Genomic DNA, 15,378 nt, shown 5'->3' on the forward strand with positions numbered 1-15,378 from the left:
CGCAGATCATGACCCGTCCATGGCCACATGATGGGAACGTAACAATGCCTCCGGCCTGCGGGTCCGCACCCCTACGGAGCAGGCGGGAACGGCCCCGGCATGCTCATAATCGGCCCCATGCCGCATGTACTGCTCATCGAGGACGACGCGTCCGTACGGGACGGAATGGAGCTCGTGCTGCGCCGACACGGGTACGGCGTGGACACCGCCGCCACCGGCGAACAGGCCCTCGCCCTGCTGGCCGGGGAGCGGGGCGCGCGGGTCGAGTTGGCCGTACTCGACCTGATGCTGCCGGGTATCGACGGCTTCGAGGTGTGCCGCCGTATCCGCGCCCGTTCGGCGACCCTGCCGGTCATCATGCTGACCGCGCGCGGCGACGACTCGGACATCGTGACCGGCCTGGAGGCGGGCGCCGACGACTATGTCGTCAAGCCGGTCACCGCGCCCGTCCTGGAGGCACGCATCCGGGCCGCGCTGCGGCGCGCGGAACCGTCCGCACGACAGGGTCCGGACGCCGGTCTCGCCGGGCTGGTGATCGACCGCGCCGGACTGACCATCACCAGGAACGGCACCCCGGTCCCGCTGCCGCCCACCGAAATGCGGCTGCTGCTGGAGCTGTCGGCCGCTCCCGGCCGTGTCCTCAGCCGTGAGCATCTCCTCGAATCCGTCTGGGACCACAACTTCCTGGGCGACTCCCGGCTGGTGGACGCGGCGGTCGGCCGGCTGCGGGCCAAGATCGAGGACATACCGGCCAAGCCGCGGTACGTACAGACGGTGCGGGGCTTCGGCTACCGCTTCGGGCCGCTGTGAACCGTACGGACAAGGACGGGCGCGGCGCCGCCCCGAAGAGGCGCTCCTGGCGGCTCGTCGGCGGGCTGCGCACCCGGCTCGTCGTCACTGTCGTCGTCGTCGCCCTCATCAGCGCGGTGACCGCGACCGCCCTCGCCTACCGGGACGCCCGCACCGCCGTCCTCCAGCGCACCCAGAACTCCGCCGTGAACGACCTCCGGGAGCGGGTCACCGCGGTCGCCGCCGACTTCGACGTACCGCCCGACCACCAGTCGCTGTCCCGGTTCGCGGCCAAGGTCTCGGACGGCATCGGCGCCCGCATCGTGGTCGCCCGCTACCAGGACCTCGTCGCGGTCTCCGACCCGCTCGCCGAGACGGAGGGCCGGATCACCGTCGGGCTGCGCGCCGCCGTGGCGGCCGGCGACGACGCCATGTTCCAGCGGGTGCAGTGGCGGGGGGAGCCCTATCTGGTGGTCGGTATGCCCGTGACGTACGCCGACGGGGACCGCCGCACCTCCGGCCTGGAGGTCTTCGCGATCACCGACCTGCGGGCCGAGCGCGATGACACCGCCGCTCTGCTGGACTCCGTACGGGCGGGCATCGTGCCGGTGGTGCTGCTGGCCGCCGTGCTGGCGCTGCTGGCCGCGGGGACGGTCCTTCGGCCGGTACGGAAGCTGGGCCGGGCCACCCGCGAGCTCGCGGCCGGCGACCTCGGCAGCCGGGTCGCCGTCACCGGACACGACGAACTCGCCGACCTGGCACGGACGTTCAACGAGTCCGCCGACGCGCTCCAGGCTTCCGACGCGGAACTGCGCGAGCAGGAGGCGAAGGCACGCCGCTTTGTGGCGGACGTGTCGCACGAACTGCGCACGCCGCTCGCGGCGATGACGATGGTGGCGACCGTTCTGGAGGAGGACGCCGACCAGCTGCCGCCGGACGCGGCGCGGGCGGCCCGTACCGTCGGCGCGGAGACGGCCCGGCTGTCCCGGCTGGTCGAGGACCTGATGGAGATCTCCCGCTTCGACGCCAAGGCGGTACGGCTGAACGCGGCCGAGACGGACCTCGCCGACACCGTACGGGCGTCGCTGGCGCTGCGCGGCTGGACGGACCGGGTGCGGACGCACCTCCCTGACGGTGTAAGGGCGGTGGTCGACCGGCGCCGCGTCGATGTGATCGTCGCGAACCTGGTGGGCAACGCGCTGCGGCACGGAGCCCCGCCGGTCGTCGTGACCCTCGGGACGGTCCTCGCGGCGGACGGGGAGTGGGTGACGCTGGAGGTCGCCGACCACGGCCCCGGGCTGCCGCCGGAGGCCCGGGAGCGCGTCTTCGACCGGTTCTACAAGGCGGACTCGGCCCGCACGCGTGGCGCGGCCGACGACAGCGGGCAGGGCAGCGGCCTCGGCACGGCGATCGCGCTGGAGAACGCACGGCTGCACGGCGGCACGGTCGATGTGGCCGACGTGGCCGACGTGGCCGACGTGGCCGATGTGGCCGATGTGGCCGATGGGCCACGGCGCGGCGCGGTGTTCACGCTGCGGCTGCCCCTGCGACGTACAGGGGAGGGCACGGAATGAAGGTCCGGCAGCAGGGCGTGGTCGTCGCGCTCGGGATGATCGCCCTCATGGGCTGCGGCGTCCAGCCGACCGGAGTGATAGGCGCGGGCGAGCCCGCGTCCGGGCTGACGCGCGGGATACGGCTGTACTACGTGTCCGCCGACGGGCTGCGCGGAGTGCCCGTGCCCGACAAGGAGGTCAAGGATCTCAACGGGGCGCTGAAGCTGCTCGGCCAGGACCCGTCGCGCGCGTACCAGCGCGACGGCCTGACCTCGCTCGTCCGGCTCGGCGGGTACGGGGCCACCGGGGCGGGCACCCGTGTCACGGTGCGCATCGACGGCCCCTATGGGGAAACGGGGCACGATCTGGGCACGGGGCAGCTGGTGTGCACGCTGGCACGCACCCAGTCCGTACTCGACCCGAAGGTCAGGACCGACGACGTCGAGGTCACTCTGCGACCGTCCGAGGGCGCCGTGCTGGGTCCCTTCCGGTGTGCGGAGTTCCTCAACAGGTGAGGCGGGGCAAGTGAGTTCGCGGCGGCGTGCCCGGTGAGCGGTCGCGCCGCCGTCCGCACCGCGCCGCCCGTGAGGGCGGCACCGCCCACTCGTCCCGCACCATTCGCGAGGGCCGCACCGCCCACTCGCCCCGCTCCGTCCGTGAGGGCCTCGGTCAGGTGCCGACGTAGGCCGCGAGGTGCTCGCCGGTGAGGGTGGAGCGGGCGGCGACGAGGTCGGCGGGTGTGCCCTCGAAGACGATCCGGCCGCCGTCGTGGCCGGCGCCGGGGCCGAGGTCGATGATCCAGTCGGCGTGCGCCATGACCGCTTGGTGGTGCTCGATGACGATGACCGACTTGCCGGAGTCGACGAGCCGGTCGAGCAGCCCGAGGAGCTGTTCGACATCGGCGAGGTGGAGGCCGGTGGTCGGTTCGTCGAGTACGTAGACGAGCTGGTCACCGCCCTTCTCGGCCATGTGGGTGGCCAGCTTGAGCCGTTGCCGCTCGCCGCCGGACAGCGTGGTGAGCGGCTGGCCGAGGCCGAGGTAGCCGAGCCCGACGTCGCAGAGGCGGCCGAGGATGCGGTGCGCGGCCGGCGTGTGCGCCTCGCCGGCGCCGAAGAACTCCTCGGCCTCGGTCACCGGCATCGCGAGCACCTCGCTGATGTCGCGCCCCCCGAGGTGGTACTCCAGCACCGATGCCTGGAACCGCTTCCCCTCGCACTCCTCACAGGTGGTGGCGACTGCGGCCATCACCGCCAGGTCGGTGTAGATGACGCCGACGCCGTTGCACGTGGGGCAGGCGCCCTCGGAGTTGGCGCTGAACAGGGCCGGCTTCACACCGTTGGCCTTGGCGAACGCCCTGCGGATCGGGTCGAGCAGTCCGGTGTACGTCGCCGGGTTGCTCCGTCGCGAGCCGCGGATCGCGCCCTGGTCGACCGACACCACACCCCCGGCCCCCACCTGCCGGGGCAGCGACCCGTGCACGAGCGAGCTCTTGCCGGAGCCGGCGACGCCGGTGACGACGGCCAGCACCCCGAGCGGGATGTCGACGTCGACGCCCCGCAGGTTGTGCGTCGTCGCGCCCCGGATCTCCAGCGTGCCGGTGGGCTTGCGCACCGTCTCCTTGAGGACGGCCCGGTCGTCGAAATGGCGGCCGGTGATGGTGCCGCCGGCCCGCAGCCCCTCGACGGTGCCCTCGAAGCACACGGTGCCGCCCGCCGCACCGGCGCCGGGGCCGAGGTCGACGACATGGTCGGCGATCGCGATCGTCTCCGGCTTGTGCTCCACGACGAGCACCGTGTTGCCCTTGTCCCGCAGCCGGAGCAGCAGGCTGTTCATCCGCTGGATGTCATGCGGGTGCAGGCCGATGGTGGGCTCGTCGAAGACGTAGGTGACATCGGTGAGCGAGGAGCCGAGGTGGCGGATCATCTTGACGCGCTGCGCCTCGCCGCCCGACAGCGTGCCCGACGGCCGGTCGAGCGAGAGATAGCCGAGGCCGATCTCCACGAACGAGTCGAGGCTCTGCCGCAGCGCGGTGAGAAGCGGCGCCACCATGGGGTATCCCCTGCTCGAAGAGCTTGGGGAAGGATCGTCGAGGCGACGGATCCACTCGGCCAGGTCGCTGATCTGCATCGCGCAGGCGTCGGCGATGCTGATCCCCTCGACCTTCGACGACCGGGCCCCCTCGCTGAGCCGGGTTCCGTCGCAGTCCGGGCAGGTGGTGAAGGTGACCGCCCGCTCCACGAACGCCCGGATGTGCGGCTGCATCGCCTCCTTGTCCTTGGAGAGCATCGACTTCTGGAGCTTGGGGATCAGCCCCTCGTAGGTGAGGTTGACGCCCTCGACCTTCACCTTGGTCGGCTCCCGGTAGAGGAAGTCCTGCATCTCCTTCTTGGTGAACTTGCGGATCGGCTTGTCCGGGTCGAGGAAGCCCGACTCGGCGTAGACCCGCACGGTCCAGAAGCTGTCGGACTTCCAGCCGGGGATGGTGAACGCTCCCTCGGCGATCGACTTGGAGTCGTCGTAGAGCTGGGTGAGGTCGATGTCGGAGACCGTGCCCCGGCCTTCGCAACGCGTACACATGCCGCCGGTGCGGGAGAAGGTGGCCTTCACCGCCTTCTTGGCACCGCGCTCGACGGTGATCGCACCGCTCGCCCGGACCGACGGGACGTTGAAGGCGTACGCGCCGGGCGGGCCTATGTGCGGCTGCCCGAGGCGGCTGAAGAGGATGCGCAGCATCGCGTTGGCGTCGGTGGCGGTGCCGACCGTGGAGCGGGGATCGGCCCCCATCCGCTGCTGGTCGACGATGATCGCGGCCGTCAGCCCGTCGAGGACATCGACCTCGGGCCGCGCCGGCGTCGGCATGAAGCCCTGCACGAAGGAGCTGTACGTCTCATTGATCAGCCGCTGCGACTCCGCGGCGATCGTGTCGAACACCAGCGAGCTCTTGCCCGAGCCGGAGACACCGGTGAACACCGTCAGCCGACGCTTCGGGATACCGATGCTGACGTCCTTGAGGTTGTTCTCGCGCGCGCCGTGCACACGGATCAGATCGTGGCTGTTGGCAGCGTGCGGCGCAGGCGACTGCGGGTCCGTCCCCGAGGGCTTGCTCATCGTGTCTCCATCTGTCGGACGGGCCGCCTGCGCGGTCCCCGTCGGTGTCGCCTGGCTGTATCCGGCCGGCTTCGAGCGTAACGGCCGGTTCTTCTTCGTCGGCGCGGTCGCGACAGAGCGCCGCTGTCCCGGGACGGGCGGCGCCCGCCGGGGGCGATGCCCGTCCGGCGGACGCCTCCCCCCGCAGACGGTCCCTACCGTTCGCGGGGCTGGGTGAAGCGGAGCATGTTGCCGGCCGGATCGCGGAAGGCGCAGTCGCGGACGCCGTACGGCTGGTCGATCGGCTCCTGCAGCACCTCCCCGCCGCCCGCCCGGATGCGTTCGAAGGTGTCGTCGCAGTCGTCGGTGGAGAAGATCACGCCCCGCAGCATGCCCTTGGCCAGCAGTTCCGCCATCGCCTGCTTGTCGGCCGGAGAGGCATTGGGGTTGGCGAGCGGCGGTTCGAGGACGATCTCCACGTCCGGCTGAGCGGGTGAGCCGACGGTCACCCAGCGCATCCCCTCGAAGGCGACGTCGTTGCGGACCTCCAGGCCGAGGACGTCGCGGTAGAAGGTGAGCGCTTTGTCATGGTCGTCGACTGCGATGAAGCACTGCGAGAGCTTGATGTTCATGCCTCGACGCTACGAGGCGGCGGCGGATCGCGCTTCTCCATTCCTGACCGGTCGCGTCAGGATCTTGGCGACGCACGCCGGGATCTCTGCGCCCGCCTCGTGGCGGCGGGCCCGGTAGGCGCTGGGGCTCTCGCCGACCAACTCGCTGAAGCGTGAACTGAACGACCCGAGCGAGGTGCATCCGACCGCGAAGCAGACCTCCGTCACGCTCAGGTCGCCCCTGCGCAGCAGCGCCTTCGCCCGCTCGACGCGGCGGGTCATCAGATAGCCGTACGGCGTCTCGCCGAAGGCGGCGCGGAAGCTGCGGGAGAAGTGCCCGGGGGACATCAGGGCGATGCCGGCCAGTGCCGGAACGTCCAGCGGCCGCGCGTAGTCGCGGTCCATCGCGTCCCGGGCGCGGCGCAGCCGTACCAGGTCCTCCAGGGTCATGTGCACCAGCATCGCACGGCGGCGGTGGCCCGCCTCCGTGCTCAGTGCTCCCGGGCCGACGGGAAGCGGCCGACGGTGCTCAGTGCTCCCGGGCCGACGGGAAGCGGCCGACGGCGGCGAGGCCGACGGGCAGCGGCCCGCCGTGCGCAGAGCCCGTTCGGCCTCTACCGGTCCCGTTCGGCAGGCCATAACGGCAGGGAACGGCCAGGATGGGGACGTAGTGGACCCGAGGAGATGTTCTATGGCCCAGCACCTGAGCCCCCCGGCCCCCGCCCTCGGTGGGGACCGTTCCACGCGGTCGGTCATGGTGGCCATCGGTGCGCTGCTCCTCGGCATGCTGCTCGCCGCACTCGACCAGACCATCGTCTCCACCGCGCTGCCGACCATCGTCAGCGACCTCGGCGGGCTGGAACACCTCTCCTGGGTGGTCACGGCCTATCTGCTGGCATCGACCGCCGCGACCCCGCTCTGGGGCAAGCTCGGCGACCAGTACGGGCGCAAGAAGCTCTTCCAGAGCGCCATCGTCATCTTCCTCATCGGCTCGGCGCTCTGCGGCGTCGCCCAGAACATGGTGCAGCTCATCGGCTTCCGCGCCCTTCAGGGCCTCGGCGGCGGCGGCCTCATGGTGTTGTCGATGGCGATCGTCGGTGACCTCGTCGCGCCGCGCGAACGAGGCAAGTACCAGGGCCTGTTCGGCGCGGTCTTCGGTGCGACGAGCGTCCTCGGACCGCTCCTGGGCGGTCTCTTCACCGAGCACCTCAGCTGGCGCTGGGTCTTCTACGTCAACCTGCCGGTCGGCGTCGTGGCGCTCCTCGTGATCGCCGCCGCGCTGCACATCCCGGTCCACCGCACGAAGCACACCATCGACTATCTCGGCACCTTCCTCATCGCCTCCGTCGCCACCTGCCTCGTCCTCGTCGCCTCGCTCGGCGGCACCACCTGGGCCTGGGGCTCGGCGCAGAGCATCGGTCTCGCCGTGCTGAGCGTGCTGCTGCTGATCGCCTTCGTACAGGTGGAGCGCCGTGCCGATGAGCCCGTCATCCCGCTGGAGCTGTTCCGGACAAGGACCTTCACCCTCGTCTCCGTCATCAGCTTCGTGGTGGGGTTCGCGATGTTCGGCGCGATGACCTATCTGCCGACCTTCCTGCAGGTGGTGCACAACATCACGCCGACCTGGTCCGGTGTGCACATGCTTCCCATGGTGGCCGGTCTGCTCCTCACCTCGACCGCGTCCGGACAGATCGTCAGCCGCACCGGCCGCTGGAAGGTCTTCCCGGTCGCGGGCACCGGCATCACCACCATCGGACTGCTGCTCCTGCACCGGCTCACGGAGACCAGCAGTACGGCGGAGATGAGCGTCTACTTCTTCGTCTTCGGTGCCGGGCTCGGCCTGGTGATGCAGGTCCTGGTGCTGGTCGTGCAGAACGCCGTCACGTACGAGGACCTCGGTGTCGCCACCTCCGGAGCCACCTTCTTCCGCTCCATCGGGGCCTCGTTCGGCGTCGCCGTCTTCGGCACGATCTTCACCAACCGGCTCACCGACAAGCTGGCCGCGGCGCTGGCCGGCCGCACCCTGCCGCCCGGGGCCGGTGCCGGGGGGCTGGCCGCCGACCCGCGGGCCATCGGCCGGCTGCCGCCCGCGCTGCGGCCCCCGGTGCTCCACGCGTACTCGACCTCGATCACCGATGTGTTCCTGTACGCGGCACCCGTCGTCCTGGTCGCCTTCGCCTTCGCCTGGTTCCTCAAGGAGGACAGGCTGCGCGGCTCGGTGACCGCCCCGGAACCCACCGAGACCCTGGCGACGAACCCGGTCGAGCGGTCCTCGTACGACGAATGCGCCCGGGCTCTCTCGGTGCTCGCCACCCGTGAGGGCCGCCGCGAGATCTACGAGGAGATCACCGAGCGGGCGGGATACGACCTGCTGCCCGCGGCGAGCTGGATGCTGCTGCGGATCAGGCGGCACGGGACGGTCGAACCCGCCCGGCTCGCCGACGACGCCCCGGTGCCGGTGCGGGTGATCACCGCGGCGGCGCGTCAGCTGGAGGAGCGCGGACTGGTCCGGCGCGAAGGGGTACAGCTGGTGCTCACCGAGGCCGGTGCGGAAGTGGTGGTGAAGCTGGCGGAGGCCCGGGAACAGTCGATGGCGGAACTGCTGGGCGACTGGTGGGGGCCGGAGCGGCCGACCGATCTGGTCAGGCTCGTGGCGGAGCTGACCGCCGAGACGAGCGGATCGAGCAAGGAACGGCCGCGCAGCCCCGAGCCGAGGCGGAACCACGCGGCCGGACCCGCGTGAGCCGCCCTGCGAACAGCCCCGGGAGCTCCGGGCCCCGGGGACCCCGCCGGAGCTCCGGCCCCCGGGGACCCCGCCGGAGCTCCGGCCCCCGGGGACCCCACCGGAACTCCGCCCCCGGGGACCCCACCGGAACTCCGCCCCCCGGGGACCCCGCCGGGGCTCCGGTGATTTCCGGAGCCCCTCAGCCCCTTACAGCTCCTTGGCGAACCAGTGTTCCGCGAACTGCCGGCGGTGGAACGCCGGGACCTCCCGGTACCCGTGCTTGGCATACAGCCCCCGTGCCTCGACCAGATCGCTGCGGGTGTCGAGCCTGATGGTTCGTACGCCGACGGCGCGCGCCGCGCTCTCGACGGCCGCCAGCAGCAGCCCGCCGCCGCCCGTGCCGCGGTATTCCGGGCGTACGAACACCCGGGTCAGCTCCGCCAGCCCCGCGTCCACCAGCAGGAACCCGGCGCAGGCCGCCGGCTTCCCGCCGAACCGGCCGACGAGGAACCGGCCGGTGGGCGGGACGAGCCGGTCGGCACCGTCGTCGGTGAGCCCCTCGTCGATCTCCTCGGCGGTGGCCGGCCGGCCCCAGTAGCGACTGGCGACCTCGTCGTAGTAGTCGCGACGCAGCAGCGCGGCATCGGGGGAGTCGAAGGGCTCGGCGGCCGCGGTCCAGGTCATGCCGTCATTCTGGCCTGAGCATGATCAGAGGTGCGAACGGATTGTCCGCAGGCGGCGCTCCTGCCCGCGTACGTCACCTGCGGCGCATCGCCGCCGATCGCGCCGCGCGGCTCCATCCGGTGCGCCGCCAGGACGTACAGGCCGAGCTGCTGCGGCGTCGAGGCGAGCCTGCGGCGTTTCGGTCATTCTTTCGGAAAAAGGAGGATGACAGTCAGGCGAAGAGGGGGTTGATTGTGTCTACCTCATAGCGCAATGCGAAGGTTTCACAGCACGCCCAGGTCGAGGGACGGGCACGGAAACGGCGGGAGGGGCGGCGCAGCGTGGCGAATGCGGAGCACAGTGTGCGCGAAGATGCGGCGACGGAGGCGAGGACCGGGGCTGCCCGGGCTCTGCTCTGGCTGGTTGTGGCCGCACTGGCCGTACGGCAGATGGCGGTGGTGCTGCGTCAGCCACCGGGGGAACGGCTCACCGATTTGGAGACCTGGATCGGTGAGAACGGTGTCCTGCATGTGACGGGCTCGCTGTACGACAACGACCGCTTCACCGGTACCCCGTTCGCCGGGCTGGTGCTGAAGCCGCTGACCCGGACCGCGGAACAGAGCCTGGGCGTCGTCTGGACCTTCGGTTCGTTGCTGCTCGTCGTCGCCCTGGGCATCGTCGCCGCCCGCGCGCTGCCGGGCCCCGTCAGCCGCCGCACCTCACTGCTGGCCGCCCCTGTCGCGATCAGCCTGCTGATGCTGTCCCTGCCGGTCCGCAACGCGTTCCACCTGGGGCAGACCAGCATCCTGCCGGTCCTGCTGGTGCTGCTGGCCTGTTTCGCCGTTCGCGGGGAACGCGCCTCGGGACTGCTGATCGGGCTCGCGGCCGCGCTCCAGCCGGCCGTGCTGCTCTTCGCGGTCCTGCTCTGGTTCACCGGCCGCCGGCAGGCCGCGGTGACCGGCGGTGCCGCGTTCGCCGCCTGCACCGCACTGGCCTGGGCCGCGATGCCGAGCGACTCGTGGACCTACTGGGTGCACCATGTCGCGGGCGCCGGGCTCGGTGACAGCCCGGACAGTCTGGCCAACCAGTCCCTGCACGGCGCGCTGCTCCGGTTCGGTCTGGCGGGCCCGCTCGAAAGAGTGCTGTTCGTGGTGCTGGCGGCTGCCGTCTGCTGGCTCGGACTGCGCCGCGCCGTGCGGTACGCGCGCGACGGGCAGCTGCTGCTCGCCGTCGCCGTGACCGGCTGCGTCGCCGTCGCCGTCTCGCCGACCGCCTGGCAGCACCAGCTGCTGTGGGTGCTGCTCGCCGTGGTCGGCCGGGTGGGCAAGCGGGCCTCCGACCGGCTGGTGTGGCCGACGGTCGTGGTGCTCGTGAGCACGCTGCCGGGGAAGATGCTGCTGCCGAACAAGGCGGTGGTCTTCCCGCTGCGCGACAACGTGCTGCTGATCGCGGCGCTCGGCGCGGCCTGCGCCGCACCGTTCCTGCTGCGCACCTCCCCGTACTGGCAGCAGCCGATCCCCACGGACCACGCGGCCCCGGCCCCGGCCCGCTGGAGCCGCGTCCCCCTGCTGCCGTTCTGGCGGCGGGTGCTCAGCCGGCCCAACCTGCTGCTGGAACTGCTCCTGATCCGGGTCGTGTACTCCGCGTACGCGCAGGTCAGGCTCGCGGCGACGGCGGGCCGTGCCACCGCCGAAGAGCACGGCCGCCAGATCCATTCCCTCGAACAGTGGCTGCACATCGACATCGAGCACTGGGTCAACCACGCGGTCGTCGGGGTCGGCTGGCTGAGGGGCTTCTTCGACTACTACTACTCGACGTTCCACTTCATCGTGCCGCTGGCGATCCTCGGCGTGCTGTACGTACGACGCCCCGCGGACTACCGCTGGGTCCGCAGTTCCATCGGCTTCGCCACGTTTCTCGCGCTGGTCGGCTTCTGGCTGTACCCGCTGGCCCCGCCCCGGCTGATGCCGGGGCTCGGTTTCATCGACACGATCCATGGCGTCCAGGACTTCGCGAAGCCGGACTACGGATCGCTGACCTCGATGACGAACCAGTACGCGGCGATGCCTTCGCTGCACTTCGGCTGGTCGCTCTGGTGCGGTGTGGTCATCGTCATGCTGGCCCCGAAGCTGTGGATGAAGGCGCTGGGGCTGCTGCACCCGCTGTTCACGGTCTCCGCGATCATCGCCACGGCCAACCACTGGGTGCTGGACGCGGTGGGCGGCGCGCTCGTCGTCGCCCTCGGCTTCGGGCTGACCTACGTACTGGCGGGGCCCCGGAAGCTGCGGGCGCCGGCCGTGCCGGCGGCGGCGAAACCGCAGGACGACCTGCCGGTGCCGGTGCCGTCGCCGAGGACGACCGGCGACGCGGTGGGCAGCAGATCGGGCGGCGCGTAGGAGCGGGCGCGTCGGCGGGCGTTCGGCCCGGGGCGGGACAGCGATGGGGGAGAGCGTTCGACGGGGCGGCAGGTCCGCTGCCTGCATGCCGAGGACGGCGCCGTGGGCGGTGCGCAGCTGCTGATCCGTACCTGCAAACCGTGGAGGCCGCGCAGCAGTGGGTGCTGCCTGCCTGTGCGGGACCGGCGCACATCCGCGCGGGCCGAAGGGGTACGGGGGACGACGAGTCGTCCCCCGTACCCCTTCGGTATGGATCGCCGCCCGACCAGCATCCGCCCATCGGCCCGGGGCCGCCACTCGAACGGTTCAGGGAGTTGCCCCCAGCGCCCAGGAGGCGAGGGAGAGCGTGGCCATGGACACCACCGTCGAGGCCACGACGGAGTTGCGGACCACACGGGTGTCGAGTCCGTACTGCTGGGCGTAGATGAAGGCGTTCTGAGCGGTCGGCAGCGTGGAACAGAGCACGACGGCCAGCACCGGCCGAGCACGGCTTCCGCCTGTTCGCCGAGGAGACCGCTGCGGCCGACCGCGTACCCGATGGCGGTGAGCATCCAGATGGGCGCGAAGGCGGAGAGCAGGGCGTGCATGCCCGCCATGATCCTCGCGCGGGGGTGCGTGTCCCGCGCGGGGGCTCGCACGGGACAGGGGCTGCCGGTACGGACGGCGGGGGCCGGGGCGTGGCCGCCCGGTCGGAGGTCACCCGACAGGCTCTGAGGGGGAAGGCCCCGCCGTCCGGAGCTCCCGGCAGCGGTCAGCTCCCGGCGGTCGTGGCGCTCGCGGCCGCACTGGCGACCTGAAGCTGCTTGATCCCGTTGAGCCACGCCGAGCGCAGTCGCCGAGGATCGCCGACCAGCCGCAGGTCCGGCATCACATCCGCGACCGCGTTGAAGATCAGGTTGATCTCCATCACCGCGAGGGACTTGCCGAGGCAGAAGTGCGGACCGCCGCCCCCGAAGCCGAGATGCGGGTTGGGATCGCGGGCGATGTCGAACGCCTCCGGGTTCTCGAAGACCTCGGGGTCGTTGTTGGCCGAGGAGTAGAACAGCCCGACCCGGTCGCCCTTCTTGATCTGCTGCCCGCCCAGTTCGACGTCCTGGGTGGCGGTCCGCTGGAAGGAGACCACGGGAGTGGCCCAGCGGACGATCTCCTCGGCGGTCGTCTCCGGCCGTTCGTTCTTGTAGAGCTCCCACTGGTCGGGGTGGGTGAGGAAGGCATGCATTCCGTGGCTGATGGCGTTGCGGGTGGTCTCGTTGCCGGCGACGGCGAGCAGGATCACGAAGAAGCCGAACTCGTCGGAGGAGAGGTTCCCCTGGCCCTCCGCGGCGACCAGCTGGGAGACGATGTCCTTGGCCGGGCACTCCTTGCGGGCGGCCGCCAGGTTCATCGAGTACGAGACGATCTCCATGGCCGCCTCGGTGCCGGCCTCCTCGGTGATCGCGTACTCGGGATCGTCGTACGCGGCCATCTTGTTGGACCAGTCGAAGATCCTGGACCGGTCCTCCTGCGGTACGCCGATGAGTTCGGCGATGGCCTGGAGCGGCAGTTCGACGGCGATGTTCGTGACGAAGTCGAAGGAGCCGTCGTCGTCGGCCGAGGCCATCGCCGTCTCGACGATCGAGCGGGCGCGGCTGCGCAGGGCCTGCTCCAGGGAGCGGATCGCCCGTGGCGTGAAACCCCGTTGGACGATCTGGCGGACCCGGGTGTGCTCGGGCGGGTCCATGTTCAGCATGATCAGCTTCTGGACGTCGATCTGGTCGCGGCTGATCGACTCGTTGAAGCGGATGACCGCGGTGTTGGTGTTCGAGGAGAACAGTTCCGGGTGGGTGGAGACGTACTTGACGTCCGCGTGCCGGGTGACGACCCAGTAGCCCTCGTCGTCGAAGCCGGAGATACCGGCCGGCTGGGCGCACCACCAGACCGGTGCGGTCTGCCGCATCTGTGCGAACTCCGGGTGCGGAATGCGGGCTTGGAGCAGGTCGGGGTCGGTGAAGTCGAACCCTTCGGGCAGATGGGGGCAGGACATCGGCAACTCCAGGTCGGTCCGAGAGCCGCCCGAACGATGTGTGACGACCCATCAGAAGTTGCCCGAAAGGTAGTAACGAGTTCTACAACTGGCAAGAGGAGTGGCCCGATCTGTTGCGTGAAGAGTGGGTGAGGCAGGCATGAAGCGGACGCAAGGTGTGTGCAAGACCCTTGCGTACCGGGGGTAAGCCTCATAAGACTGCTCGCAGAACTAGAACGCGTACTAGTTCCCTTCCGTGGGCGCCGGGACGCCCCGCGGAGGCGCGAGGAGAGGACGAGCTCATGGCCGCGGAACCCGTCATCGTCGAAGCCGTACGCACCCCCATCGGCAAGCGCGGAGGCGCGCTCGCCAATCTGCACCCCGCCTATCTGCTGGGCGAGACCTACCGAGAGCTCCTCGCCCGCACCGGCATCCACGCCGACTGCGTCGAACAGATCGTCGGCGGCACGGTCACCCATGCCGGCGAGCAGTCGATGAACCCGGCCCGCAACGCCTGGCTCGCCGTGGGACTTCCCTACGAGACCGCCGCCACCACCGTGGACTGCCAGTGCGGGTCCTCGCAGCAGGCATCCCACATGGTGGCCAACATGGTCGCGGCCGGAGTGATCGACATCGGAATCAGCTGCGGTGTCGAGGCCATGTCGCGGGTGCCGCTGGGCAGCGGATCCAAGCACGGGCCGGGCAAGCCCTGGCCCGACGAGTGGAACGTGGACCTGCCCAACCAGTTCGAGGCCGCCGAGCGCATCGCCCGCAACCGCGGCCTGACCCGGGAGAACGTCGACTCGCTCGGGCTGATCTCGCAGGAGCGGGCGGCCGTGGCCTGGGCCGAGGAGCGGTTCAAGCGGGAGACGTACGCGGTCCAGGTGCCGACCACCGAGGAGGAACAGGCGGCCGGGCAGGGCATGTGGCGTCTGGTCGACCGGGACGAGGGGCTGCGGGACTCCACGATGGAGGGGCTCGGCCGGCTCAAGCCGGTCATGCCCACCGCGGTCCACACCGCGGGCAACTCCTCGCAGATATCCGACGGCGCCTGCGCGATCATGTGGGCGTCCAAGCGGATGGCGCGGGCGCTCAAGCTCAGGCCGCGCGCCCGGATCGTCGCGCAGGCGCTGGTCGGCGCCGACCCGCACTTCCACCTCGACGGACCGATCGACGCGACCCGCGCGGTGCTCGGCAAGGCCGGGATGTCGCTCAAGGACATCGACATCGTCGAGATCAACGAGGCCTTCGCCTCGGTGGTGCTGAGCTGGGCCCAGGTCTTCGGGCAGGACCTCGAAAAGGTCAACGTCAACGGCGGGGCCATCGCGCTCGGCCACCCGGTGGGCGCCACCGGCGCCCGGTTGATCACCACCGCTTTACACGAACTGGAACGCCAGGACAAGGAGTTGGCACTGATCACGATGTGCGCGGGCGGTGCGCTGGCGACCGGGACCATCATCCAGCGGCTGTGACACGGCATCGTCGGGAAACCCGCCGACCGGGGTGTTGTCAGGTGTACCCCCGGTCGGGGGTCCACGCCGATACCGGCGCC

The 15,378-nt window shown here is 70.9% G+C and carries 12 protein-coding genes and 1 pseudogene; 6 read left to right on the forward strand and 7 right to left on the reverse strand.

Annotated features, from left to right (window positions below; all coding sequences use genetic code 11):
• The first annotated feature begins 117 nt into the window (after positions 1-117).
• From ACF08M_RS36505 to ACF08M_RS36515, 3 genes are read left to right on the forward strand one after another with little or no spacing between them, the layout of a single operon-like run.
• Complete coding sequence (locus ACF08M_RS36505; RefSeq protein ID WP_392189590.1) at positions 118-810, forward strand: response regulator transcription factor; 693 nt, start codon at positions 118-120, stop codon at positions 808-810.
• Positions 807-2,363, forward strand: a complete 1,557-nt coding sequence (locus ACF08M_RS36510) for an ATP-binding protein (RefSeq protein ID WP_392189591.1) — start codon at positions 807-809, stop codon at positions 2,361-2,363. Before ACF08M_RS36505 ends, ACF08M_RS36510 begins: the two co-directional genes overlap by 4 nt.
• On the forward strand, positions 2,360-2,857 hold the full coding sequence (locus ACF08M_RS36515; protein ID WP_392189592.1) for a hypothetical protein: 498 nt from the start codon (positions 2,360-2,362) through the stop codon (positions 2,855-2,857). The genes ACF08M_RS36510 and ACF08M_RS36515 overlap by 4 nt, the downstream gene beginning before the upstream one ends.
• 154 nt (positions 2,858-3,011) lie before the next feature.
• Here ACF08M_RS36515 and ACF08M_RS36520 read toward each other — a convergent pair whose 3' ends face one another.
• The 3 genes from ACF08M_RS36520 to ACF08M_RS36530 all read right to left on the reverse strand — a co-directional run bounded on the left by ACF08M_RS36520 (position 3,012) and on the right by ACF08M_RS36530 (position 6,490).
• Entirely contained in the window at positions 3,012-5,450 is a 2,439-nt protein-coding gene (locus tag ACF08M_RS36520; protein ID WP_392189593.1) for an excinuclease ABC subunit UvrA, read from the reverse strand.
• 194 nt (positions 5,451-5,644) lie between these two features.
• On the reverse strand, positions 5,645-6,061 hold the full coding sequence (locus ACF08M_RS36525; protein ID WP_392189594.1) for a VOC family protein: 417 nt from the start codon (positions 6,059-6,061) through the stop codon (positions 5,645-5,647).
• A gap of 9 nt (positions 6,062-6,070) precedes the next feature.
• Positions 6,071-6,490: a helix-turn-helix domain-containing protein gene (locus ACF08M_RS36530; protein ID WP_392189595.1), complete on the reverse strand. Its 420-nt coding sequence runs from the start codon at positions 6,488-6,490 to the stop codon at positions 6,071-6,073.
• 241 nt (positions 6,491-6,731) lie between these two features.
• On the opposite strand from ACF08M_RS36530, the gene ACF08M_RS36535 reads away from it, so the two are divergent.
• Positions 6,732-8,783, forward strand: a complete 2,052-nt coding sequence (locus ACF08M_RS36535) for an MFS transporter (protein WP_392189596.1) — start codon at positions 6,732-6,734, stop codon at positions 8,781-8,783.
• Between the two features lie 189 nt (positions 8,784-8,972).
• Here the strand turns inward: ACF08M_RS36535 and ACF08M_RS36540 are convergent, their stop codons facing one another.
• Entirely contained in the window at positions 8,973-9,449 is a 477-nt protein-coding gene (locus ACF08M_RS36540) for a GNAT family N-acetyltransferase (protein WP_392189597.1), read from the reverse strand.
• 59 nt (positions 9,450-9,508) lie between these two features.
• Positions 9,509-9,619, reverse strand: a pseudogene (locus ACF08M_RS36545) (DUF2330 domain-containing protein); the annotation flags it as partial.
• Between the two features lie 219 nt (positions 9,620-9,838).
• On the opposite strand from ACF08M_RS36545, the gene ACF08M_RS36550 reads away from it, so the two are divergent.
• Positions 9,839-11,824: a bifunctional glycosyltransferase 87/phosphatase PAP2 family protein gene (locus ACF08M_RS36550; RefSeq protein ID WP_392189617.1), complete on the forward strand. Its 1,986-nt coding sequence runs from the start codon at positions 9,839-9,841 to the stop codon at positions 11,822-11,824.
• A 306-nt stretch (positions 11,825-12,130) separates the two neighbouring features.
• On the opposite strand, the gene ACF08M_RS36555 is transcribed toward ACF08M_RS36550, so the two are convergent.
• Together ACF08M_RS36555 and ACF08M_RS36560 are read right to left on the reverse strand one after the other, a co-directional pair.
• Positions 12,131-12,301 carry a hypothetical protein gene (locus ACF08M_RS36555; RefSeq protein ID WP_392189598.1) on the reverse strand — a complete coding sequence of 57 codons (171 nt, stop codon included), beginning with the start codon at positions 12,299-12,301 and terminating at the stop codon, positions 12,131-12,133.
• Positions 12,302-12,575: 274 nt separating this feature from the next.
• A complete protein-coding gene (locus ACF08M_RS36560) occupies positions 12,576-13,847 on the reverse strand; it encodes a cytochrome P450 (protein WP_392189599.1) in 1,272 nt (423 codons plus the stop codon).
• A 281-nt stretch (positions 13,848-14,128) separates the two neighbouring features.
• Between ACF08M_RS36560 and ACF08M_RS36565 the strand changes: the two genes are divergently transcribed.
• Positions 14,129-15,298 carry a steroid 3-ketoacyl-CoA thiolase gene (locus ACF08M_RS36565; RefSeq protein WP_392189600.1) on the forward strand — a complete coding sequence of 390 codons (1,170 nt, stop codon included), beginning with the start codon at positions 14,129-14,131 and terminating at the stop codon, positions 15,296-15,298.
• Positions 15,299-15,378: the final 80 nt, after the last annotated feature.

This window comes from Streptomyces sp. NPDC015032, from assembly GCF_043080425.1.
Taxonomy (GTDB): domain Bacteria; phylum Actinomycetota; class Actinomycetes; order Streptomycetales; family Streptomycetaceae; genus Streptomyces.

What these genes read in the sequence shown, in the direction of transcription:
- ACF08M_RS36520 (WP_392189593.1), bottom strand. Translation starts at nt 5,450, where the DNA reads ATGAGCAAGCCCTCGGGGACGGACCCGCAGTCGCCTGCGCCGCACGCT.
- ACF08M_RS36505 (WP_392189590.1), top strand. Translation starts at nt 118, where the DNA reads ATGCCGCATGTACTGCTCATCGAGGACGACGCGTCCGTACGGGACGGA.
- ACF08M_RS36565 (WP_392189600.1), top strand. Translation starts at nt 14,129, where the DNA reads ATGGCCGCGGAACCCGTCATCGTCGAAGCCGTACGCACCCCCATCGGC.
- ACF08M_RS36540 (WP_392189597.1), bottom strand. Translation starts at nt 9,449, where the DNA reads ATGACCTGGACCGCGGCCGCCGAGCCCTTCGACTCCCCCGATGCCGCG.
- ACF08M_RS36525 (WP_392189594.1), bottom strand. Translation starts at nt 6,061, where the DNA reads ATGAACATCAAGCTCTCGCAGTGCTTCATCGCAGTCGACGACCATGAC.
- ACF08M_RS36560 (WP_392189599.1), bottom strand. Translation starts at nt 13,847, where the DNA reads ATGTCCTGCCCCCATCTGCCCGAAGGGTTCGACTTCACCGACCCCGAC.
- ACF08M_RS36530 (WP_392189595.1), bottom strand. Translation starts at nt 6,490, where the DNA reads ATGACCCTGGAGGACCTGGTACGGCTGCGCCGCGCCCGGGACGCGATG.
- ACF08M_RS36535 (WP_392189596.1), top strand. Translation starts at nt 6,732, where the DNA reads ATGGCCCAGCACCTGAGCCCCCCGGCCCCCGCCCTCGGTGGGGACCGT.
- ACF08M_RS36515 (WP_392189592.1), top strand. Translation starts at nt 2,360, where the DNA reads ATGAAGGTCCGGCAGCAGGGCGTGGTCGTCGCGCTCGGGATGATCGCC.